Origin of the sequence: Enterobacter sp. CC120223-11 (assembly GCF_900215375.1) — a bacterium.
Lineage (GTDB): Bacteria > Pseudomonadota > Gammaproteobacteria > Enterobacterales > Enterobacteriaceae > Scandinavium.
This window is the reverse complement of the sequence record NZ_OBEF01000011.1, coordinates 140,053-161,456: the sequence shown is the minus strand read 5'-3', so window position 1 is coordinate 161,456 and position 21,404 is coordinate 140,053. Positions and strand designations below refer to the sequence as shown.

Genomic DNA, 21,404 nt, shown 5'->3' with positions numbered 1-21,404 from the left:
CAAGTTTTATACTTTTCACGATCAGCGAAACCTGGAAAACCTTCTGAAGTTCCAACGCCAGTCTGCCAGTCTACACGTACCGTCATCCCAGGTTTCCATACAGCAGGCACGCCATAACAACACCCACCACCGCCACCGTCAAAAGGTCCAATAATATCAATACCCGACTGCCCGTTAACGCTGAAGTGGTTGATGGCCCACTTAGTATGGTTAATGGCTTTAATTGTTCCTGTGCCACCGCTTTGCGTTTGTGCTTCTGCCTTTGGCTGGCTGCATCCGGCCAGTAAAAAAACACCCAGTAACACGCCAGAGATTGTTATCTTCATCCTTATCTTCCTTTTATTTCGCCGCCCACTCTTACAGATAAAATGATTTAATTATGCCACTGACTGGCATAATTAAATCATTTCTACCATTGAGATAAATCTTTATCAGACTCTTTTCTGTTGGTTTCTAGCTACCAACGCAGCCTGTGACGGCAAACGCCCCTGCGCCGGAAATTCCGGCGGATACCAGACCAGACCTGTTATTACTTGGGACAAACCTTCGGCTCCTTCATTTCCAACGGCAATTTGATAGGGTAAGAGGGGCTAACGTAGGTAAAGGAGCTTGTTGTCACCTTCACATCGTCACAGGGCAGAAAATGCACTGTAATGCCGCAAGTTTCCTGTCCAGTGTAATCTGGCAGCGACACCGTTTTACTGTGCTGACGGTTCTGAGCCTTTATTTTTTTTGCCCATTCCAAAAATTTCTTCTCATCAGCATATCCTGGAAAATCATCAGAACTCCCGACTCCTGTTTCCCAGTCAACTCTGACTGTCATATCTGGTTTCCAGACGGAAGGCACACCATAGCAACATCCGCCACCACCGCCATCAAATGGACCGATCGCATCAATTCCAGATTGCCCATTAACGCTGAAATGGTTGATGGCCCATTTGGTATGGTTAATGGCCTCAATCGTCCCCGAACCACCTCTTTGCGTCTGTGCTTCTGCCTTTGGCTGGCTGCATCCGGCCAGTAAAAAAATGCCCAGTAATACGCCAGAGATTGTTATCTTCATCCTGATTTCCCTCCAAAAAAAATGATATATCCCAATATCATTTAAAAAATCACATTCCTTTATTAACGATTTTCAATACAAATTGCATCAATCGGCAGCGTCACTGTATCCAGTACGGCAGAGAAAGGGACATCAAGCCAGGGAAGGTAGACCCAGTATCCCATATCCACCATTTTTCGTGTTCCCTGATAATACTCTCGATAACACCCTGAGGCATGTTCTGATAGAGAACCACAGCCACTTAAAAGAAACACAGACATCAACACTGTTATTTTTTTCATTCCCTTTCCTTATTTATTTTTGTCATCCTAAAAACAAATAAATCAAATGATTTGACTTAAAAAAGCTGTCCTCATTCGATTTGATTACCCAATCGGGTTAAATGGTCGATTGCAAAGGCATCGCGCTCATCGTCAAACAACACCCCGGCCTGGGTCGCTTTCACCATGCCTTCAAAACAGGCTTTGAATTGGGACTCTTTGGAGGAGAACATATTTATTATTGGCAGTTGCTGGGCGACAAAACGTTTTGCATCACACAGGCACATAAATTTTTCATACTGCCTATCACTGAAATCAAGCTGCTGGGCAGCCTCATCGTGTTTCGAAATACTTCCCCGCCCCGCCAAAAATGCCGGTTGTCCGTCAAGATCCTGCCACCTCCAGAATAGTACCGGGTATTTCAGTTGTTCCTGTTGCTCGGTATCCAGAATATCCGTAAAAAGATGCGGAAAAATACGCGTATCCCAGAACCGAAAAATCCCTTCCCGGCCTTCTTGCCGGGCATTAGCGATTTGCGTCAGCCATTTTCCCAATCTGGATAATGGCCATGACGAACATAAGATCAGTAAAGGCGCCTTTGTAGACATCTCTTTTGCCAGCGCCTGAAGCCAGTTCCATTGTTGCAGATCGTTAATCACTATCCGAATCAGCAGTGGCGCATCTTCGGGATAAATATCTTCAGGCAAATCCTTATAGAGCGACTGCCATTTAATCTGCGGTGAAAAGCCAGATAGCGCAGGGATTACGGAATAATCCACGCTGCACTGATCAACAATGACATCGATGTAGGCCTGTCCAATCTGCTGGCAAAGCCGTTTAGCGTCCTCTAACCAGGCATCAGAGTATTCATTCTGCACTTATTAACTCTCCCTTGGCACAAATCCTTTCGCCATCTCCTGCGCCCTTTTCAGGCATTCCTTACAGACAGAGGATGGAAGTTCCGGCAGCGGAAAATCCTCGCTCTGCGGCCCCAGCATTTCGTGCTGGCCCTTCAGGCTCAGCAGACCAGGCCCGTGTATATGAATCTCTCCCTGCGGCGAAAGCTTTATATACGCTCCGCCACAGCTAAGCGTAATACCGTTTTTCGCAGTAAGCTGCAGATGGCCCTGAGTGGACTGTACGGCCACGTCTTTCAGAGAGGTCAGGGAGAGGGTGTCTGCGTGTGATTCAAAAGTCATCGGACCTTTTGCAGAAACAAGCCGCACTCCCTCCTGCTGAGCCAGCATCGAAATTGCTTTGCTGGCATTGACTGAATGACGTTGTGCTGTGGCTATATTGACCTCACCCAGACTTTGCAGGTAAAGACCTTTTCCACTGTGCATTAACGTACTTTCAGGTGTGACCGCAGCAATTCCTTTTGGTGCCGCTATTAATAATGCGGCCTCTTTCAGGTTGTCTGCTCCGCTGACGAATTCCCTCAGCGAATCTGCATCCGGCGAAAAGTTGCGATGAGCCCTGGTTATGCTCCCCCACTCGATTATCTGGTTCAAAGCCCCTTTTAGCAGGCTGATGGTCGGGGCCATTTCCAGCACCTGGCCCTGCCCTGATGCCTGTCCATCCGCAGTAATGAACAACCCTTTCTGCGCCCTTATCGCGCCCCAGCTGTCCGTGCGCAGCTCGAAGCCCTCGCCCCGCTTCTGCTTTTCACTGTCAACCAGGTGACCGAGGTTCAGCTGGCTCTTGCCGCCGTACTCCGTCGAGACCTTGATGTGCTCCTGCCCACGGTTATCGTCGAGGCGGATTTTGTTGTTCGCTGGCGTGCGCAGAACGTTGCGTTTGTAGTTCTGGATGGTGACGTGGTCGCCGTGGGCTGAGTCGTGCAGCACGCCCGCAATATAGGGCCTGTCCGGGTTGCCGTCCTCAAAGCCAATCGCCACTTCGGTGCCCGCCAGCAGCGGCAGGTGCAGGCCGTAGGTGTCACCGGCGTACGGGCGGGACTGGCGTACCCACAGGCTTTCGAACCCGGTCTCCCAGTTATCGCGGTCAAACAGCATATTGACGCGGTAGCGCCCGTCTTTATCGATATGGCCGTAGGTGTCGTTCTCGGTGGTGCTGGTGACGCGGGCCGGTAAGGTGCCCGCCATCACCGGGCGTGAGCCGGGCTCAGGACGGAAACTAAAATCAGTGCTGTCCGGGATGCCATCGAAGTTGACGCTGAAATCTTCATCACGCCTTGCGTGGGTGTGCATCGCCGTGATGATTACACCTTTCGCGAACACCTCTGCCACTTCGTACCCGCCGGTAACTTTCAGCACCTGCCCCGGAGAGAGGGTCGGGCAGCTGGTGATGGCGTGCGTCTGCGTCTGACCATTCAGATAACGTTCATGACGAATGCGGGCATAAAAGGCACCGGATTCCGGGGCCGGATTGCGGTCATATGCGCTGCCCGGCGTCAGGTAGTTGTCGGCGTAGTGATAGGCATCACCGTAGGTGGTCACATCCCCGCCAGTCGCATCCACCAGCGTGTTCATGTCTTCCGTGGCCTGGCGGTAGTTGTAGTCGCGGGTGCTGACCTGCTTTTGCACCACGCTGTGGTGGCATTCCATCTCCCAGACCGAGTCCACGCCTTTCGAGTGCTGGCCGGACGGCGGTACGGACGGCAGGGTCAGGCCTTTCTCGTAACCCTGCTGGCTGTCGTAAAACTCCACCACATCGATATTAAGGCGCGTGTCGGTGGTGAAGCGGAACCAGATACCGACCTCACCCAACAGGCGGGTGATAAAATGCAGGTCGTCTTCGCCGTACTGCATCACCTGCTCACGGCGCGGGTACGCTTTTGAAAGCGAGAACAGAAAATCCTGACCGCGCATGCTGTGGCGCTCGCGCAGGATTTTTTCCACGATTTGTGGGACCGACATGTCCTGATAAATAGCGTTCTGGCGCGAACGGTCGAGCAGCGCCAGGCGTGGCTGGAGCGTCAGGGCATAATGGGTTTCATCCTTTGAGGTGTTGAGACGTTCAAAGCCGCTCACCACCCCCTGAAGGGTTCGCACGGCCTGCTGCATTTTGATGCCATAACCCTGGTCGACCGGGGCCTGCAGCTTCAGGGAGGCTGCTTTCATCAGAATCATCTCTTTGCTGATGGCGTGGTCGCCGCTGGTGAATTCAATGCGGTAGCTGAACGGTTTACTTAAGGCCTCTTCGCCCTCGAAGGCCAGCACGTCGAGTTCCTTTTCACAGCCTTTCACCGACAGCTGGTGATGGTTGTGGCTGAATCTTATTCGTGGATTGGTGCTCATGCGTTCTCTCCTTCAGTCCGGTTGAAGTTCAGTGAGATCCCCTCAGCCTCACTCCAGCCAAGCGTCAACGCATTAGGTTTCTGTTTCGCCGCCATATGGCTCAGCAGCTGCTGACTCAGCACCGGCAGGATTTGCTGATTAAGCAGGCTGTCGACGTTACGCGCCCCGGTGTCCGGCAGCAGGCAGGCGCTGGTCAATGCGTCATACAGGCTCTCATCGATTTGCGTGGTCAGGCCGTAATGACGGTGCAGACGCTTGCTCACCTGGGCGAGTTTCATTTCCACAATGGTGCGCATGGCAGTTTCCGCCAGAGGGCGGTAAATCACAGTCTGGAAGCGTGCCAGCAGCGCGGGCTGGAAGTGGTCACGCAGGATCGGACGCAGCAGCTCGTGCAGATCGGCTTCGGTGGCTTCCGGGCTTTCATCCAGCAGCTGCATCAGATGGTCGCTGCCGAGGTTGGAGGTCATCAGAATAACGGTGTTGCGGAAGTCGATTTCGCGCCCTTCTCCGTCGCGCATAAAGCCACGGTCGAACACCTGGTAGAACAGGTTCATCACGTCGCGGTGAGCTTTTTCCACTTCATCCAGCAGCACCACGCTGTATGGGCGCTTCCGCACGGCTTCGGTGAGAATGCCGCCCTGCCCGTATCCGACGTAACCCGGTGGGGAGCCTTTCAGCTGGGAGACGGTATGGGGTTCCTGGTATTCGGAGAGGTTGATGGTGATCAGTGATTTTTCGCCACCGTACAGCACGTCAGCCAGCGTCAGTGCGGTTTCGGTTTTGCCTGTGCCGCTCGGGCCAACCAGCAGGAACACACCCTGCGGGCCATTCTCAGAGGTCAGCCCGGTTTTTGCTGCACGCAGGCGCTGAGCAATCGCAGTCAGTGCCACATCCTGGCCCACTACACGTTTGCCGATTTCCTTTTCCAGGCTCAGCAGTTCGGTCTGCTCGTCCTTCATCAGTGAAGACAGCGGCACGCCCGTCCAGTCGGCAATCACGGTGGCGACGGTGCGTACGTCCACATCCACGGAAAGCAGCGGGTTACTGTGCTGCATGCCGTTCAACTCCTGCTGTAGCGCGCGGGTTTCACTCTGACGGGAGATGTCCTGGCGACACTCCAGTAGTTGTTCGGTGAGTTTCAGCTCCTGGCCGTACTGGGATTCCAGTTCGTCGAGTTGAACGATATGATCGCTCTCTTCCTGCTCAATGGCGGCCAGGCGTTCACCATGGCTCTGGTTGCCGACGACAATGTCCTCCATCAGCGCCTGCTTCTCCATTTCCAGGGCAGTGATTTGCGCGCGGATGCGGGTCAACTGTTCTGGTACGGTATCGAGGCTCATGCGTACGCGTGCAGCGGCGGTATCGAGCAGGTCAACAGCCTTGTCCGGCAGCTGACGACCCGTCAGGTAACGGCGCGACAACGTAACCGCAGCACGCACCGCATCGTCGGTGATATGCACATTATGGTGTTCGGCATAGCGGGATTTCAGGCCGCGCAGCATCAGGCAGGCGGTGTCGTCATTCGGCTCATCGACTTTCACCATCTGGAAGCGACGTTCCAGGGCGGCATCGCGCTCGAAATACTGTTTGTACTCGCTCCACGTGGTGGCGGCAATTGTGCGTAATTCACCGCGTGCCAGCGCAGGTTTCAGCAAGTTGGCCGCATCTGCGCCACCCGCCTGATTGCCTGCCCCGATAATGGTGTGAGCTTCGTCAATAAACAGCAGGATCGGCACCGGCGACTGCTGCACGGCATCGATGACGTTTTTCAGGCGCTGTTCGAACTCGCCTTTCACACCTGCTCCCGCCTGTAACAGGCCAAGATCAAGAGTGCGCAGAACAACAGGCTTGAGGGATTCCGGCACGTTGCCCTCGGCAATACGCAGCGCCAGCCCTTCCACCAGCGCCGTTTTGCCGACACCCGGCTCGCCCACCAGGATCGGGTTGTTTTTGCGACGACGTGAGAGGATGTCCACCATCTGACGGATTTCCGTATCACGGCCAAACACCGGGTCGATTTTGCCCTCTTTCGCTTTGGCGGTGACGTCGAGGGTGAATTTATCCAGCGCGTTCTGTAATGCCGGGCTGAGCTCACCCTCTTTTGCTTCAATGCCCGCCGGGCGACCGATGATCTCCACATCGCCGCCAGATGAGTGCAACAACTCTGCTTCCTGCTGCACTTCCGGGCGCTCGTCGGACTGCGCATCCAGCAGCGGACGCAGGCGTTCGAGCTGACTCTGGCCTAACGTCAACAGCGGCCACAGGCCGTCACAATGAATCAGTTTCGGGCTCTCAATAAGCGCCATCAGCAGATGCTGGCTGCGAATTTGTGCCTCATTCTGCAATGAGGCCGCCATCCATGCCTGCTTCAGCAACGCATTAAGGGAGTCGGCAAGCGCCGGGCGGCTGCGCACCGAACGAGGCAGCCCGTCCAGCCAGCCGAGTAGCGCCTGCCACATGCCGTCCATATCCCACTCGTAGCGACGGGCCAGCACGGTGAGATCGCCCTCACCCTGCTCCAGCAGCTTGAGCAGCCAGTGCTCCGGCAGAATTTCTGCATGCGCACGGGTCTGACACAGGGAGGCTGCTCCTTCCAGCGCGCGCGCGCAGTAAGGATTGAGGCGACGTAACAGGACGGCTGAGTTTTCCATTTTTCTCTCTCTTGAGTGTTCCCGGGCACGCTACCGCCCCTCGCTGTTCCCTGTTCATCAGGAACCCAAAGCGCATCAGGTCAGGCAGGCAGATTGTGTGATTCTTTGCTGAGCGCCAGTGAGTGCGGCGGACGCTCAGCAAAGAATTGCGGACAGGGACCTGTCCGCAGCGGGCTTACGCCGTGGCGCGTTCGTTCCAGGAATCGGAATGAATGATGTTGCCGTCTTTGTAGGTCCAGGTGATTTTTTCGTAACGCAGTTCGATCTGCTCGAGGTGGTTGTGCTTCTCGAAGGAAGGATCCTTGATGTCGTGCATCACCGGGTTAACTTTCACCACTTTCACGTTTTCCAGTTTGGTGTTGAAGTACTCCACTTCCTGGCCCGCGTCGTTGATTTTGTACCACTTGAACTCCGCAGACTTGAGGGTCTGACCGGTGGTCACAGCCTTGTACAGATACGGGCTGGAGGAGTCGATTTCCTTGGTGAACAGGAACGGGGTGTGGATACGGGTACCGGTCAGCTTGCCGGTGTTATTATCGGTCGGGATGTACAGGTTATGCTGCTGTGCAACCACTTCGATGCTGCCTTCGCGATCCTGCACGTCCACAGACCCTTTGATGTCCGCGCCGCCGTCGTCTTTCAGCCAAAGATAAACAGGAATTGCCATCGGATTTACTCCATTAATGTTGAGAAACGTCATCATCCTGCGATGACGCCGGGGTTTTGCCAGGTATCTGACAGGCGTTGGCCTGCGGTACCAGGCTGATTTCGACACGACGGTTGAGCGCACGGCCTTCCGGGGTGTCATTGGTTGCGACCGGGCGGCTTTCGCCATAGCCCTGCACCGCAAAACAGCTTTCCGGCACGTCACCGGTGTCGCGCATCCAGTTGCGCACCGCTTCAGCGCGTTTCTGGGAGAGCGTCTGGTTAAGCCCAGGGTTGCCGGTGTTATCGGTATGCCCCGCGACCACAATCAGCCAGCCGGGTTTGGCCTTAATCCCCACCAGCGAGTTGACCAGCAGTTTGGTTGAGCCAGGTTTGAGGTCATATTTGCCTGAATCGAACAGCGACATGCTGTCGAGGCGGATGATTTTCGGTACCGCTTTGGGTATTGACGGCGGCGGTGGAGGCGGTGGAGGCGGAACATAGGAACGGATAGCATCCAGAACAGGCATCCGCAGGCGCTCTCCCTGGTAAAGCCCAAAACTCGTGCGAAACGGATTACCGTTACGGGCCCACTCATCAAGCTGCGTTGCATCTTCACGCAGCACGCCGACTGCCGCAGCCTTCAGGCTGTAATCGTCCGTTGAAATGCGATCGTAGCGATTGATGTCAAAACTCATGCGGTGCAACAGCTGACTGTTGTTCCAGCCGCTGCTGCACAGGGCTGCGATAGCGGCAAGTGTGAACAAGCCGAATCCACAACGCCACGCCCGCTGGCGCGGGGTCAGCCCTTGCCCTTCCGGCAACATAGGCAGCACAAAGTCCGGTAACAGCGACATCACCGTGCTGTCAGTCCCCACTGGCTGCCAGCCCGCGGCCTGCTGCATCGCAGTATGACGGGAAAGCCAAGCGGTCCAGACTGATGAGGCCAGGCTCCCTGCCAGAATAGGGCCTATGCCCCACAGCACGGCGGTTGGGGCAATAGCCGGGATATCCGGGTTCTCATCCATAAAGACCGCTTTGACGTGCTGATGGAACCAGGTCATCAGGCTGTTCATCAGCACTTGCTGCTGCATCGCCATGGCTCCCCCGGTAGTGACCCAGGCAGCAATAGAACAAGGGGCTGATGATTCACGCCAGACGCTGATCCCCTCCCCTGGTATGGCGACCTGCCACAGCATGTCGTTCATCATGGCGCTGCCCGCGAGGCCGTTCAGCACAAGCGGCACGCAATGACCTGTATCCCGACGCAGCTGGCTGATTTGCCAGCGCAGGGCCAGCAGCTTGCTGGTGAGCGCTTCACCATCGGCATTTTTCTGCGGGCAGATACAGACCATCACGGAAAGCTGCCGTCCCCAGTCCGGGCGCAGCCACAGCAGCTGACGCGCAACCTGTTGAACATCCTGATGTTGTTCAACGCGGATCCAGCACCCCTGCGTCACGGTCAGCACCTGCGACTGCTCCGGCCATGCCTGAGGCAAATCACCACAAACCAGCACGACGGGCTGGCGATAAGTCGCTTCCGGAAGATTATCGAGACGCACTGTAGAGTGCTGTTCCGAACGGCGAGAGACCACGTACAGAATTGCGGCTATTGCTCCCCAGACGACAAGGAGCAGAATAACTGAAGCCAGCCGGGACACAGGCAAGAAACCCAGACACACCACGCCCGTCAAAAGAGCAGCCCAGAGTGCAAGCCAACGCTGTTGCGCAGGACTCATTTCACCGCCCCAGGCAACAGGGTTGCCAGCGTCTGATCCAACCAGTGATTCAGCCCCCACCACAGCGCGGCAACCACAACAGCGCTCACGGCAATACGAACAGGCCATGAGGAGAACCAGTTACCCACGCCCCGCCCGGTGCGGCTTTCAGCCAGAACCGGATGCGTTTGCGGGTAAGTGAAAGGTGCGACGTGTTCGCTGAGCGCTTTGACCAGCTTTTGCCTCTCAGGATCGTTCAGTGAACGGAAACTGCCGAGGAAGCCCAGCATCATGACTCGCTGGAAGCAGGTCAGCACGGCGTTTTCTGGCGCAGATTCACGCAGTACATCACGCATGCGGTCACACAACGTATCACCGGCCTCCATAGTGCCAAGGAAATGGCCCTGCAGAGGAATGTCGTACCACTGGACGCAGGCATCATCCTGCTGGCCCCGGCTTTTCACCGCTTCATCGATCAGCGCACACTGGGCAGTGAGAATATGCAGGCAGCTGGCTTCGTCCAGCCCCTTTTCTTTCAGCGCCAGCTGCACGCGTTCAACATCGGCAACACAGCGATCCCATAACAGCCGGCCTTCGCCCTCCTGGAAAATGGGCCCGTGACGTAAGCTGATTACCTGCAGCCACGTATCCTGCAACAGAGCATCGATATCGATGGGCGCAGTCATTCCACGCTTGTTTTCACTCATGTTCTTAGTACCGCAAAGAGTTCAAGTTCAGGTTCGCCAAGCGTGCCCGGGGTGTAGAACATACAGCTGCGGCTCTCAAGCATTTCCTGTGCGGCAGGATGGGTAAGGTCGAGAGAGAAATACTGATTTTCCAGGCGCAGCGGAATGGCAGCAGGCACGTGGCGCAGCGGCTTGAGGGGGATCCCCTGCCGGGAAGCATTCACCAGGCTTGTGACATAATCCGGACTCCCTACCTTGCACTGACGCGGGAACTGCTCCTGAAGCTGCGCCACCGGAACAGGTGAGCGTACAGACAGGTAATAGTCGGCCCCTTCCAGCAGGCGAGGATCCTGCAAGCGAGCCAACCACTGACGCAGGCGTTTGTCATGAGTGAGCTCAATGGACACCACACGGGAGGGCAGACTGGCTTCCAGTAAATCGCTTAACAGGTCAAACAGCGGCGGGAAAACCGCATTCAGGTGTTCGTGCTGATAAACCGGAATGGCGCTGACCTGGTGCTCCAGGGAGAACGTCAGCAAGCTACCGGCGAGACGAGCCAGCTCAGGGAACAGACGCTCAACGGCGCTTTGCGGGAAACGCTGAAACTGCCCCAGCACCGGCTCAGCGCTGTTGAGTGCGTTGAGTAACCAGAACAGGGAGACATCGGCCACCGCAAAGTCAGCCATTCGTTCGTTGCTCTCACGACGCATGGACATCAGCCGCGTCAGACGCGCCCGCAGCTGGGTCATCAGCTGCTCGAGCTGCGCTATCATCCAGCGGCTGCTTCGCACGCTCAGCAAGGGTGGTAAAAAGCTGTCATCCAGCGTCCATACGCCCTGCGAGTCCTGTTGCAGACGTGCCACCGGGCAGGTCAGGTAGTCGCTGTTATTCTGGTGGGCAAAGCGCAAGCTTAGCTCAGGTTGCAGAACCGCAATCTGTCGACTGTCGTCGCCAAACTGGTTGCGAACATCATGCCAGCGCTGGCGATAGCGAACCGGACGTTCAGCGGTCTCGTCCGGTTTCAGGCAGTTGCCGCCGTTGGCTCGCCACAGGGGCAGCGCCAGTACCACAACGGTTTCGTGCGACTCCCCTTCAAGCGATAGTACTGACGGCAGGCCGTCGGCATTATCGCTATCAACAAGGGTGCCATCCTGAAAACGAATATGCAGCCTGCGGGCCTGCAGGCGCCCCAGCTTCAGCGTCTCCGGCTCAAATGCCGCCTCAATCACTCCCCAGGGATGAGTGAGGCCCATCTGCGCAATACATTCCGTGGACCAGGCCGCATACGCGGCCTGTTGCTGGAAGTGCTGGGGCGAGACCATGATCCCTCTGCCCCATAACGGTTGTTCCGTTTTCATCGGCTTCCTGCCTTAGTTACGATTTCGCCTTCGGCATCTGGGAAACCAGCGACAGGTTGACGTCCATCCCTTCCACCTGGAAGTGCGGCACGGCATACAGCTTCACGCGGAAGAAGCCTGGGTTGTCTTCGATGTCTTCGACCATCACTTTCGCGTCACGCAGCGGGTGAGATGCCTGCAGTTCGTCGCCCGGATCGGTCATTTCAGTGACCAGCCCGCGTACCCAGGTGTTCAACTCCAGCTCCAGCAGACGGCGATCCTTGGTGGTACCGATGTTTTCACGCTGGATAAGCTTCAGGTAATGGGCGATGCGCGACAGCAGGAAGATGTACGGCAGACGCGCGTTGATGCGGCTGTTAGCAGTGGCATCAGCGGTGTCGTACAGCGCCGGTTTCTGTGTGGAGTTCGCCGAGAAGAAGCACGCGTAGTCGCGGTTTTTGTAGTACGACAGCGGGATGAAGCCGAGGTTGGCGAATTCAAATTCGCGGGTTTCCGGGATCATCACTTCGGACGGAATTTTCACCTGATTGCCGGTGCCGAGATCGTACAGATGGATTGGCAAGTCCTGTACCGCGCCGCCCGCCTGCGGGCCACGGATCTGCACGCACCAGCCGTTATTGATGAAGCTCTTCACCATATTGGCGGCGAAGGCGAACGACGCATTGGTCCACAGGTATTTGTCGTGATCCGGGCCTTTCACTTCTTCGATGTAGTTGAAGCTGCGCACCGGCACGGTGTCCGGGCCATACGGCAGACGACCGAGCACACGCGGCATTACTAGACCGATATAGCGTGAATCGTCGGTGTCGCGGAACGATTTCCATTTGATGTATTCGGCGCGGTCAAAGTAGTTGCCGATATCCTTGATGGCCGCCACTTCTTCCATACTGTCTTTCAGGAAGAATTTCGGGCTAGCGGAGCCGATAAACGGCATGTGCGCGGCAGCGGACACTTTGGACAGGTTGCGCATCAGCGCCACATCCTGAGCGGAGGCATCAAACTCGTAGGCAGAGATAATCGCACCAATCGGCTCACCGCCAGGGGTGTCGTACTCGGCGATATAGGTCTGCTTGTACAGGCCGCTCTGGATAATTTCAGGCGAGTCCTCGAAGTCCTGGCGCAGTTCGTCTTTAGAGAGATCGAGAATTTCCAGCTTCACGTTTTGGCGGAAGTCGGTTTTATCCACCAGCGACTTCAGGCCGCGCCAGACGGACTCCACTTTCTGGAATTCATCGTTGTGCATCACTTCGTCGAGCTGACGGCTGATCTGGAAATCAAGTTCCGCAATATGATGGTCGAGCAGGGTTTTATCGAGTTTTTCGACGGACTGGCCTGATTTTTTCAGGCACTGCATAAAGACCTGAACGGCGGCGGTAACACGCGCGTCAGCAGAGGTTTCCGCCATCACGTTATTATCCTGGAAGCCATCCAGCTCGCCGAGTTTTGAGACCGGCGTTAAATTAATTTTTTCGAAAAGAGACGCATAGACACCGCCCTGAGGCAGGTTTTTTTCCAGCGTTACACCGCCATCCTGAGACTGGGATTCATTATTCAGAGACATAAGCATTTTTCTCGTAATTATTCCGTTAACGTTTCCAGTAATTAGTCCTGGGCCGGGGCAAGTGCATTCAGCTCATTACGCAGTTCGTCGCTGAGAGTCGGGTCTTTGAGGATCTTTTCCAGTTCTTTCCGGAAAGTTACGTTATCCAGAAGATTGGATTTTAAATCGCGCAGCAAATTACGCATGGCCAGCATGGCGCGCAGCTGTGGGATTTGGCGGGCAACCTGCTCAGGCTCAAAATCTTTCATCTCCTGGAACTGCAGGCGAATATTCTCTTCGGAGCCATCATTTGCCAGGGTGTTTTTAACGATGAGACTCACTTCGGGGTTCAGCTCTGCCAGGACGCTGTTGAAGTTGTTCTTGTTTACGTTGATTTTTTCACGCTCGGACAGCGAGCCTTCGGCCTTGCCGTTACTGAAATCACCCACGGTCAGTAATTTGAGCGGAAGCTCGACTTTCTTCTGGGCTCCGCCCGTGTGTAAATCTAATTTAATATTAACGCGTGCCTTAGGAATTTCCTGCTGAAATGAATCTGCCATGATTCTTCTCCTGAATAAATTTATCCATTAATAGATGCGGCGCCCGTATTAATAGGGTCTCTTTTTGTACCAGCAATGCAATAAAAGGTAAAGGAGAGGCGGCATATTTAAAACTTTAGCACTACTAAAGTTAAATTTAGTAAAATTACAGAATGTTATTGCCACTGGCTTTTAGCGTCATAAAATCATTAATTAGGAATTTTCAAAATTAAATTCAAACCATCTGAACAATATAAATTAATTATAATTAATTGAATTGTATTTTTGGCATGAATGAAAGGAGTGTTCTTTATCTCAGGAACATTTGGATAGAGGCTCAAAGGCAGACTTAATGGATAACGCCCTCTTGCCACACCGCCCGGTAAATTGCAGAGATGCCGCTGAAGACAAACTCCGTAACCATCGTTCCCTATGGACTCTACAGGAACTCCGCTAGCTGGGGATGTACTACGACAAGGCCATAACGGCAAAAATCACGGAGGTGGTGTGAAAATCTGTAGCTTCTGTCAAACAGGCAGCAAAAATCTCGGCAGCAGTTATGGCAATGCCTGTGTGAGAAGCGGGACTGGGAATGGGCAAAATAGACCTGGTGAATATACTTAAACTTTACCAGCGGCCAAAAACAACAAGGGGTTACCTTTCGGTAACCCCTTGTTTAATTTGGCGGAAGCGTAGAGATTCGAACTCTAGAACCCTTTCGGGTCGCCGGTTTTCAAGACCGGTGCCTTCAACCGCTCGGCCACGCTTCCTAAGTGAGGCGTACTTTAAACATCAGAAGGCATCCTGTAAACCCCCACCTTGTTCGTTTGCCTGAAAAACAATCAAAATGCGTTTAATTGGCTTAATTTACAACGTATTGAGCAGTATTTCAGCGTTTTCGCCCGAAAAAATAGCTCAGTGTTTTTTGATAAACATATCTTTGGTGTAGTAGAACCCGAGCTTATCCGGAGTGAATCCACCTACCCAGGGTTTCACCAGATGGGTACGCACATAGTGATAAACCGGTATAGCCGGAACGTCCTGGGCAAGAATATCTTCCGCTTTCTGGTAATACTCGCCTCGCTTTGCCACATCCGTTGCTTTAGCCGCATCCACCAGCATCTGATCAAAGGTCGTGTTGCTGTATTTGCTGGTGTTTTCGCTGTCGCCCGTGCGGAAGTTATTCAGGAAGGTTGAAACATCATCGTAGTCGGCAATCCAGGCATAGCGCACGACGTCAAAGTTGCCGGTATGCATTGAGTCCAGCATGGTTTTCCATTCCTGATTTTGCAGCTTCACTTCCACACCCAGATTTTTCTTCCACATCGAACTGGCGGCAATCGCAATGCGCTGATGAGATTCAGAAGTGTTGTATAACAGATTGAAAGAGAGCGGATGATTTTCGCCAAACCCGGCTTCCGCCAGCAGTTTTTTCGCCTCAGCGATACGCTTATCACGCGGCCAGCTGGCGTAATCAGGTTTTTTCAGACTGACACCACCGATTTCCGGCTGGCTGATTAACCAGGCCGGACGCTGCCCCTGCCCCAACACTTTGTCAGCGATGATGTCTTTATCCAGCGCCATATTCAGCGCACGACGCACGCGCGCGTCGTTAAACGGTGCTTTGGTTGTATTGAACTGATAGTAGTAGGTGGCAAGCTGCGGCGAAACGTCCAACTCGCTGCCCATGGTCTTTTTCAACTGCGCAAACTGGTTGATCGGAACCGTATAGGCAATATCGATCTCCCCTGCCTTATAGCGATTCACATCCGCCGCTTCAGAGGAAATCGGCAGATAGGTCACTTTATTAATCACCGTATGTGCATTATCCCAGTACTTCGGATTACGCTCTGCAACGATACGTTCGTTCACCACCCATTGCGTCGGCTTGTATGCGCCGCTCGTGACAATGTGCTGCGGCTGCGTCCACTTGTCGCCAAAGCGCTGCACCAGGACAGGATCGACAGGCACCATCACATAGTGATCGAGCATAGAAAGAAACGCGGCATTCGGCTGGGAAAGCGTGACCTGTAGCGTCTGGTCATCCAGGGCTTTTACACCCAATGCGTCGGGCGATTTTTTACCAAGGGCAATGTCTGCTGCATTCACGATATGCATATTGCCGGGATAGCTCGCGTACGGTGAAACAGTTTTGGGATCAACCAGACGCTGCCAGCTCCAGACCACATCCTGCGCGGTGATTGCCGTTCCATCGGACCAGGTAATGCCCGGGCGCAGGTGGAAAGTCCAGACCGTATTGTCTTTCTCCTCCCACTTTTCCGCCAGGCGCGGTTCTATCGAGCCATCGGCACGCACCGCCACCAGCCCGTCGAAGATGTCCCTGATAATATTACCTTCGACATCACTTTCGACCTTATGTGGGTCAAGCGTGGCAGGCTCACTACCGTTGTTCCTGACCAACTCCTGTTTATCCGCAAGAATCGTGCCTTCCGGGACCTGCGCCGCCCAACTGTGAGATGCAGCACTAAGGAGTCCGGCCAGCAGCAACGCCTGCGTAATATGATTGTGGTTTTGTGGTTTCATGTCCTTTGCCTTATTGATTTCATTATGGGTGACACCGTCTCCAGTGTTAGCGGTGGTTTCGCAATAAGGCAATATTTTTCAGTAACCTATAAGATGTCGATCTGGTTAGCGGCAAAAAAACAACGAACATGCTGCCATGAATTTTATCGCCGATATTTTCGTCTGTATGACAGGGAAAACGGGTCGGTAAAGATGGGTAAAAGCACTAGAGCTTTTGACTTTGTTTACTTATTCTCAGCAGTTATGACAACTATCTATAAAGAGAGTGACACTATGGATCGTATTATTACCTCGTCGCGCGATCGTTCATCGCTACTTAGCACACACAAAGTCCTGCGTAATACCTATTTTCTGCTGAGCCTGACGCTGGCGTTTTCCGCCATCACGGCGACGGCAAGTACCGTTCTGATGCTGCCTTCTCCGGGTCTGATCCTGACGCTGGTCGGCATGTACGGCCTGATGTTCCTGACTTATAAAACGGCAGACAAACCCGTGGGCATTTTGTCTGCATTCGCCTTCACCGGTTTCCTCGGCTATATCCTCGGCCCAATGCTGAACGCGTATATCTCCGCGGGCATGGGGGATGTGATCGGCATGGCGCTGGGCGGTACCGCGCTGGTGTTCTTCTGCTGCTCAGCTTACGTACTGACCACCCGTAAAGATATGTCCTTCCTCGGCGGTATGCTGATGGCGGGCATCGTGGTTGTGCTGATCGGTATGGTGGCCAACATCTTCCTGCAGCTGCCAGCGCTGCACCTGGCTATCAGCGCGGTGTTCATCCTGATTTCTTCAGGCGCCATCCTGTATGAAACCAGCAACATCATTCACGGCGGCGAAACCAATTACATTCGCGCCACCGTGAGCCTGTACGTGTCCCTGTACAACATCTTTGTCAGCCTGCTGAGCATCCTTGGCTTCGCCAGCAGAGACTAAACCGCATTATGCGTTACCCGAGCCCCGCTTATGCGGGGCTTTGTTTTTTGCTACACTGCGGCGGTTTTCTGCGAACGGTTGTGAAAGATAATGTTGAACTTTGAAGGCAAAACGATAGAAACCGATAACGACGGCTACCTGAAAGAGAGCAGCCAGTGGAGCGAAGGCCTGGCGGAAGTGATTGCCGCGAAAGAGGAAATTGTCCTCTCGCCTGAGCACTGGGAAGTGGTGCGCTTCGTGCGCGACTTTTACCTCGAATTCAATACTTCGCCCGCCATCCGCATGCTGGTCAAAGCGATGGCCAAAAAATTTGGCGAGGAGAAAGGCAACAGCCGCTACCTGTATCGCTTATTCCCCAAAGGCCCGGCGAAACAGGCCACCAAAATTGCCGGCCTGCCTAAACCGGTGAAGTGCATCTAATAGCGGATCCCGAAGTCGGTCCATACTTTTCCGGGCTGGTGCGGTTCAGCCAGAACCTTATCCACCCGGGCGCTGCGCGGCCCGCCCGCTTTCAGCCAGGCGATAAGCTCTTCCACTTTTCCCGCATCTCCACACGCCAGAACTTCAACGCTGCCGTCGTCCAGATTTTTGGCATACCCTGTTAACCCGAGCTTTAAAGCTTCACGTTGCGTGCTGTAGCGAAACCCGACACCCTGCACCATGCCGTGAACCCACGCGATCGTACATACCTGCGCCATACCTGCTCCCCCGGTTAGTCGTTGCATTTCCCCGCTGACGTGGGAAAATGGCGCCCATTTTCTTTGAATCAACAGAATAGCAAATTATGAGCGTACGTTTAGTGTTAGCCAAAGGCCGCGAAAAATCCCTCCTTCGCCGCCACCCGTGGATCTTCTCCGGCGCCGTCGCGCGAATGGAAGGTAAAGCCTCTCTCGGTGAAACCGTGGATATTGTTGACCATCAGGGAAAATGGCTGGCACGCGGGGCGTACTCACCTTCCTCACAAATTCGCGCCCGCGTCTGGACGTTCGATAAAAATGAAGCCATCGACATCGCCTTCTTCGAGCGTCGCCTGCAACAGGCACAAACCTGGCGCGACTGGCTGGCTCAGAAAGACGGCCTCGACAGCTATCGCCTGATCGCCGGTGAATCCGACGGCCTGCCGGGCGTCACTATCGATCGCTTCGGCCACTTCCTTGTGCTGCAGTTGCTCAGCGCCGGGGCAGAATACCAGCGTGCAGCCTTGATTAGCGCCCTGCAAACGCTCTACCCGGAATGCGCGATTTACGATCGTAGCGACGTGGCGGTACGTAAAAAAGAAGGCATGGAGCTGACCCAGGGCCCGGTAACCGGCGAGATACCGCCTGCCCTGCTGCCAATTGAAGAGCACGGCATGAAGTTGCTGGTGGATATTCAGGGCGGACACAAAACCGGTTACTACCTCGATCAGCGTGATAGCCGTCTGGCAACGCGCCGCTATGTGGCCGATAAACGTGTTCTGAACTGCTTCTCCTACACCGGCGGTTTCGCGGTGTCTGCGCTGATGGGCGGCTGCCGCCAGGTGATTAGCGTCGATACCTCCCAGGAAGCGCTGGATGTGGCAAAACAGAACGTCGAACTCAATAAACTCGATCTGAGCAAAGCTGATTTTGTGCGTGACGACGTGTTCAAGCTGCTGCGCAGATACCGCGATGAGGGTGAAAAGTTCGACGTGATCGTGATGGATCCGCCGAAGTTTGTCGAAAACAAGAATCAGTTGATGGGTGCCTGCCGCGGCTACAAAGACATCAACATGCTGGCCATTCAGTTGCTGAACCCGGGTGGCGTGCTGATGACCTACTCCTGTTCAGGCCTGATGACGACCGATTTATTTCAGAAAATCATCGCCGATGCCGCAATTGATGCCGGGCGTGATGTACAATTTATAGAGCAGTTCCGTCAGGCAGCCGATCACCCGGTGATCGCAACCTACCCGGAAGGGCTGTATCTGAAAGGGTTTGCCTGTCGCGTCATGTAAGTTGAAAAGTGAAACATTGCCCACATATTTAATGTCAGTAATGTTTCCCGGGAGGTGACTATGATGATTGCCAGCAAATTCGGTATTGGCCAGCAGGTCCGGCATTCCCTGTTAGGGTATCTGGGCGTGGTGGTAGATATCGACCCGGAATATTCTCTGGAGGATCCAGAGGAAGATGAAGTGGCAGTGAACGACGAGCTGCGCGCTTCTCCGTGGTATCACGTGGTGATGGAAGATGATGACGGTGAACCCGTTCACACCTACCTCGCCGAGGCTCAGTTGAAAAGCGAACCTTCCGACGAACATCCGGAACAACCCTCCATGGACGAACTGGCGCAGTCCATTCGCCAGCAACTTCAGGCGCCGCGCCTGCGTAACTGACAAAAAACCCCGCGCTGCGGGGTTTTCTTTTCTCTACTTAGCCAGCCCAAGTCTTGGGATTTCAATAGCCGGACATCTGTCCATTACCACGTCCATTCCGGCCTCGCGCGCCAGCACAGCAGCCTGTTCATTGATCACACCAAGCTGCATCCACAGCGTTTTCGCCCCAATCGCAATGGCCTCCTGCGCCACGCCCCATGCCGCTTCTGAGTTGCGGAATACGTCGACCATATCCACCTTCTCCGGCACCTCGGCCAAAGTGCCATAACCCTGCTGGCCCAGCAGCGTTTTCCCTGCTACCTTCGGCGATACCGGGATCACGTGATATCCCTGATCCAGCAGATACTTCATCACCCGGTAGCTTGGGCGATCGGGCTTGTCGCTGGCTCCCACCAGCGCGATAGTGCGGGTCTTCGTCAAAATGCCTGCAATCTCGTTCTCTTTCATTGTGTCCTCCGGGCAATTTTGCAAAGTGTACGACAATCCTGATGAGCCAGCCATTCAGTCATACCAGAGTATGAGGGCAGAACCGTGGATTATGTCTATATGTTAATGAAAACCACTTTCGTAAAATTTTGATACACTCTACGGGCAGGCTTTTTTCAGGAGATAGCGATGAGAGCAGGAATAGTCATGGTGTGTCTGTTGCTTCTGATGCCTGGCAGCGCTTTTGCCACCACGCTTCGGCTTTCGGGCGACATCAATTTACTGGTGCTGGACGGCAAGAAAGTCTCCAGCCTGCTGCTGCGCGGCGCAGAAAGTCTTGAGGTGGATAATGGGCCGCATCAGGTCGTTTTCCGCGTCGAAAAGATGATTATTCTGCCGGACCAGAATCGTCAGCTTTACGTCTCCCCGCCGCTTATCGCCAACTTTAATTCTCAGCTTGTAGGCCAGGTTAACTTCAGCCTGCCAAAGCTCGAAACCCTGGAAGACACACAGGATTTCACCAACACTCCGCACGTCAGTCTGCTGGATGGCAACGCGATGCCGATCCCGGTCAAACTGGATATTCTGGCGATCACCCAGGTCGGCAACGACATTGATTATGAGAAGGCGACCACCACCTATAATCTCGCCAATAAACAGGCCTCCAGCACTGAGTTCAGCGCTCCCGTTCCCGACGACAGTACACTATTAACGAAAACCAACGAGCTGGATAACCCTGCCTATCAGTCGCAAACCCTGACCGAACAACGGCTGAAGTATTGGTTTCAGCTGGCCGATCCGCAGACCCGCCATCGTTTCCTGGAGTGGGCAAAATCGCAGCCTTCTTCCTGAGATCATGACATAGCGCAGGAAATATCACCGTTGTCGCTTGCAGCAGTGGCTGCTTTCAGTAATCTGTCCGCATGTTGAATAGTGGAAAATGATAATGGAACAAACCACCCGCACCCTGCCGGGCCGCAAGCATATTGCCCTTGTGGCACACGATCACTGCAAGCAGATGCTGAAAGCCTGGGTTGAACGCCACCAGCCGCTGCTGGCAGAACATGTTCTCTACGGCACCGGCACCACCGGCAATCTGGTACAGCGAGCCACAGGACTTGATGTGAACGCCATGCTGAGCGGCCCGATGGGCGGCGATCAGCAGGTCGGCGCGATGATCGCCGAAGGCAAAATAGACGTGCTGATTTTCTTCTGGGATCCGCTGAATGCCGTCCCGCACGATCCGGACGTTAAAGCCCTGCTTCGCCTGGCGACCGTGTGGAACATTCCGGTTGCCACCAACGTGGCCACGGCGGATTTTATTATTCAGTCGCCAAACTTTAACGCGCCAGTCGAAATCCAGATCCCGGATTACCAACGCTATCTGGCTGAACGTCTGAAGTAATAAAAATCCCCTCAGTCGAG

At 54.4% G+C, this 21,404-nt stretch carries 21 protein-coding genes and 1 tRNA gene; 6 read left to right on the top strand and 16 right to left on the bottom strand.

From position 1 onward, the window contains the following. From CRO87_RS14400 to CRO87_RS14340, 14 genes are all read right to left on the bottom strand, one after another. Positions 1–326 (bottom strand): DUF3304 domain-containing protein (locus tag CRO87_RS14400; protein WP_141398706.1); only part of this gene is annotated, 326 nt, incomplete at its 3' end. Between the two features lie 203 nt (positions 327–529). Beyond that, the gene (locus CRO87_RS14395) at positions 530–1,063 is read right to left on the bottom strand and encodes a DUF3304 domain-containing protein (protein ID WP_097163630.1); all 534 of its coding nucleotides are present in this window, start codon (positions 1,061–1,063) and stop codon (positions 530–532) included. 62 nt (positions 1,064–1,125) lie between these two features. Then, positions 1,126–1,344, bottom strand: coding sequence for a YceK/YidQ family lipoprotein (locus CRO87_RS22585; RefSeq protein ID WP_141398705.1), 219 nt, complete (start codon positions 1,342–1,344; stop codon positions 1,126–1,128). Between the two features lie 71 nt (positions 1,345–1,415). Beyond that, complete coding sequence (locus tag CRO87_RS14390; RefSeq protein ID WP_097163629.1) at positions 1,416–2,201, bottom strand: DUF4123 domain-containing protein; 786 nt, start codon at positions 2,199–2,201, stop codon at positions 1,416–1,418. Positions 2,202–2,204: 3 nt separating this feature from the next. Next, the gene (locus CRO87_RS14385; RefSeq protein WP_097163628.1) at positions 2,205–4,583 is read right to left on the bottom strand and encodes a type VI secretion system Vgr family protein; all 2,379 of its coding nucleotides are present in this window, start codon (positions 4,581–4,583) and stop codon (positions 2,205–2,207) included. Continuing rightward, a complete protein-coding gene (gene tssH, locus CRO87_RS14380; RefSeq protein WP_097163627.1) occupies positions 4,580–7,234 on the bottom strand; it encodes a type VI secretion system ATPase TssH in 2,655 nt (884 codons plus the stop codon). Before tssH ends, CRO87_RS14385 begins: the two co-directional genes overlap by 4 nt. A gap of 175 nt (positions 7,235–7,409) precedes the next feature. Next, a complete protein-coding gene (hcp, locus tag CRO87_RS14375) occupies positions 7,410–7,901 on the bottom strand; it encodes a type VI secretion system effector Hcp (protein ID WP_028019678.1) in 492 nt (163 codons plus the stop codon). Positions 7,902–7,914: 13 nt separating this feature from the next. Then, complete coding sequence (locus CRO87_RS14370; RefSeq protein ID WP_097163626.1) at positions 7,915–9,618, bottom strand: OmpA family protein; 1,704 nt, start codon at positions 9,616–9,618, stop codon at positions 7,915–7,917. After that, positions 9,615–10,304: a type VI secretion system protein TssL, short form gene (gene tssL / locus CRO87_RS14365; protein WP_097163625.1), complete on the bottom strand. Its 690-nt coding sequence runs from the start codon at positions 10,302–10,304 to the stop codon at positions 9,615–9,617. The genes CRO87_RS14370 and tssL overlap by 4 nt, the downstream gene beginning before the upstream one ends. Next, positions 10,301–11,641: a type VI secretion system baseplate subunit TssK gene (gene tssK, locus CRO87_RS14360; protein ID WP_097163624.1), complete on the bottom strand. Its 1,341-nt coding sequence runs from the start codon at positions 11,639–11,641 to the stop codon at positions 10,301–10,303. The genes tssL and tssK overlap by 4 nt, the downstream gene beginning before the upstream one ends. A gap of 16 nt (positions 11,642–11,657) precedes the next feature. Then, positions 11,658–13,208 (bottom strand): type VI secretion system contractile sheath large subunit, encoded by a 1,551-nt coding sequence (gene tssC, locus CRO87_RS14355; RefSeq protein WP_097163623.1) that lies wholly within the window; start codon positions 13,206–13,208, stop codon positions 11,658–11,660. A gap of 35 nt (positions 13,209–13,243) precedes the next feature. Next, positions 13,244–13,741 (bottom strand): type VI secretion system contractile sheath small subunit, encoded by a 498-nt coding sequence (gene tssB / locus CRO87_RS14350; protein WP_097163622.1) that lies wholly within the window; start codon positions 13,739–13,741, stop codon positions 13,244–13,246. A 661-nt stretch (positions 13,742–14,402) separates the two neighbouring features. Further along, a tRNA-Ser gene (locus CRO87_RS14345) sits at positions 14,403–14,490 on the bottom strand. Positions 14,491–14,635: 145 nt separating this feature from the next. Continuing rightward, positions 14,636–16,264 carry an ABC transporter substrate-binding protein gene (locus tag CRO87_RS14340; protein WP_097163621.1) on the bottom strand — a complete coding sequence of 543 codons (1,629 nt, stop codon included), beginning with the start codon at positions 16,262–16,264 and terminating at the stop codon, positions 14,636–14,638. A 273-nt stretch (positions 16,265–16,537) separates the two neighbouring features. On the opposite strand from CRO87_RS14340, the gene yccA reads away from it, so the two are divergent. Both yccA and tusE read left to right on the top strand, forming a co-directional pair. Then, entirely contained in the window at positions 16,538–17,197 is a 660-nt protein-coding gene (yccA, locus tag CRO87_RS14335) for an FtsH protease modulator YccA (RefSeq protein ID WP_097163620.1), read from the top strand. Positions 17,198–17,287: 90 nt separating this feature from the next. Next, complete coding sequence (tusE, locus tag CRO87_RS14330) at positions 17,288–17,617, top strand: sulfurtransferase TusE (RefSeq protein ID WP_097163619.1); 330 nt, start codon at positions 17,288–17,290, stop codon at positions 17,615–17,617. Here tusE and yccX read toward each other — a convergent pair. Beyond that, entirely contained in the window at positions 17,614–17,895 is a 282-nt protein-coding gene (gene yccX, locus CRO87_RS14325) for an acylphosphatase (RefSeq protein WP_097163618.1), read from the bottom strand. The two genes, tusE and yccX, sit on opposite strands and share 4 nt — an antisense overlap. An 86-nt stretch (positions 17,896–17,981) precedes the next feature. Between yccX and rlmI the strand changes: the two genes are divergently transcribed. After that, positions 17,982–19,172: a 23S rRNA (cytosine(1962)-C(5))-methyltransferase RlmI gene (rlmI, locus tag CRO87_RS14320; protein ID WP_097163617.1), complete on the top strand. Its 1,191-nt coding sequence runs from the start codon at positions 17,982–17,984 to the stop codon at positions 19,170–19,172. 63 nt (positions 19,173–19,235) lie between these two features. Beyond that, complete coding sequence (gene hspQ, locus CRO87_RS14315; protein ID WP_097163634.1) at positions 19,236–19,553, top strand: heat shock protein HspQ; 318 nt, start codon at positions 19,236–19,238, stop codon at positions 19,551–19,553. A gap of 33 nt (positions 19,554–19,586) precedes the next feature. Here hspQ and CRO87_RS14310 read toward each other — a convergent pair whose 3' ends face one another. Further along, positions 19,587–20,000, bottom strand: a complete 414-nt coding sequence (locus CRO87_RS14310) for a CoA-binding protein (RefSeq protein ID WP_097163616.1) — start codon at positions 19,998–20,000, stop codon at positions 19,587–19,589. 168 nt (positions 20,001–20,168) lie between these two features. On the opposite strand from CRO87_RS14310, the gene CRO87_RS14305 reads away from it, so the two are divergent. Next, positions 20,169–20,831 (top strand): DUF2057 family protein, encoded by a 663-nt coding sequence (locus tag CRO87_RS14305; protein WP_097163615.1) that lies wholly within the window; start codon positions 20,169–20,171, stop codon positions 20,829–20,831. 94 nt (positions 20,832–20,925) lie between these two features. After that, positions 20,926–21,384, top strand: a complete 459-nt coding sequence (gene mgsA, locus CRO87_RS14300) for a methylglyoxal synthase (protein WP_097163614.1) — start codon at positions 20,926–20,928, stop codon at positions 21,382–21,384. Positions 21,385–21,404: the final 20 nt, after the last annotated feature.

What these genes read in the sequence shown, in the direction of transcription:
- CRO87_RS14395 (WP_097163630.1), bottom strand. Translation starts at nt 1,063, where the DNA reads ATGAAGATAACAATCTCTGGCGTATTACTGGGCATTTTTTTACTGGCC.
- CRO87_RS22585 (WP_141398705.1), bottom strand. Translation starts at nt 1,344, where the DNA reads ATGAAAAAAATAACAGTGTTGATGTCTGTGTTTCTTTTAAGTGGCTGT.
- CRO87_RS14385 (WP_097163628.1), bottom strand. Translation starts at nt 4,583, where the DNA reads ATGAGCACCAATCCACGAATAAGATTCAGCCACAACCATCACCAGCTG.
- tssH (WP_097163627.1), bottom strand. Translation starts at nt 7,234, where the DNA reads ATGGAAAACTCAGCCGTCCTGTTACGTCGCCTCAATCCTTACTGCGCG.
- hcp (WP_028019678.1), bottom strand. Translation starts at nt 7,901, where the DNA reads ATGGCAATTCCTGTTTATCTTTGGCTGAAAGACGACGGCGGCGCGGAC.
- CRO87_RS14370 (WP_097163626.1), bottom strand. Translation starts at nt 9,618, where the DNA reads ATGAGTCCTGCGCAACAGCGTTGGCTTGCACTCTGGGCTGCTCTTTTG.
- tssL (WP_097163625.1), bottom strand. Translation starts at nt 10,304, where the DNA reads ATGAGTGAAAACAAGCGTGGAATGACTGCGCCCATCGATATCGATGCT.
- tssK (WP_097163624.1), bottom strand. Translation starts at nt 11,641, where the DNA reads ATGAAAACGGAACAACCGTTATGGGGCAGAGGGATCATGGTCTCGCCC.
- tssC (WP_097163623.1), bottom strand. Translation starts at nt 13,208, where the DNA reads ATGCTTATGTCTCTGAATAATGAATCCCAGTCTCAGGATGGCGGTGTA.
- tssB (WP_097163622.1), bottom strand. Translation starts at nt 13,741, where the DNA reads ATGGCAGATTCATTTCAGCAGGAAATTCCTAAGGCACGCGTTAATATT.
- CRO87_RS14340 (WP_097163621.1), bottom strand. Translation starts at nt 16,264, where the DNA reads ATGAAACCACAAAACCACAATCATATTACGCAGGCGTTGCTGCTGGCC.
- yccA (WP_097163620.1), top strand. Translation starts at nt 16,538, where the DNA reads ATGGATCGTATTATTACCTCGTCGCGCGATCGTTCATCGCTACTTAGC.
- tusE (WP_097163619.1), top strand. Translation starts at nt 17,288, where the DNA reads ATGTTGAACTTTGAAGGCAAAACGATAGAAACCGATAACGACGGCTAC.
- yccX (WP_097163618.1), bottom strand. Translation starts at nt 17,895, where the DNA reads ATGGCGCAGGTATGTACGATCGCGTGGGTTCACGGCATGGTGCAGGGT.
- rlmI (WP_097163617.1), top strand. Translation starts at nt 17,982, where the DNA reads ATGAGCGTACGTTTAGTGTTAGCCAAAGGCCGCGAAAAATCCCTCCTT.
- hspQ (WP_097163634.1), top strand. Translation starts at nt 19,236, where the DNA reads ATGATTGCCAGCAAATTCGGTATTGGCCAGCAGGTCCGGCATTCCCTG.
- CRO87_RS14310 (WP_097163616.1), bottom strand. Translation starts at nt 20,000, where the DNA reads ATGAAAGAGAACGAGATTGCAGGCATTTTGACGAAGACCCGCACTATC.
- CRO87_RS14305 (WP_097163615.1), top strand. Translation starts at nt 20,169, where the DNA reads ATGAGAGCAGGAATAGTCATGGTGTGTCTGTTGCTTCTGATGCCTGGC.
- mgsA (WP_097163614.1), top strand. Translation starts at nt 20,926, where the DNA reads ATGGAACAAACCACCCGCACCCTGCCGGGCCGCAAGCATATTGCCCTT.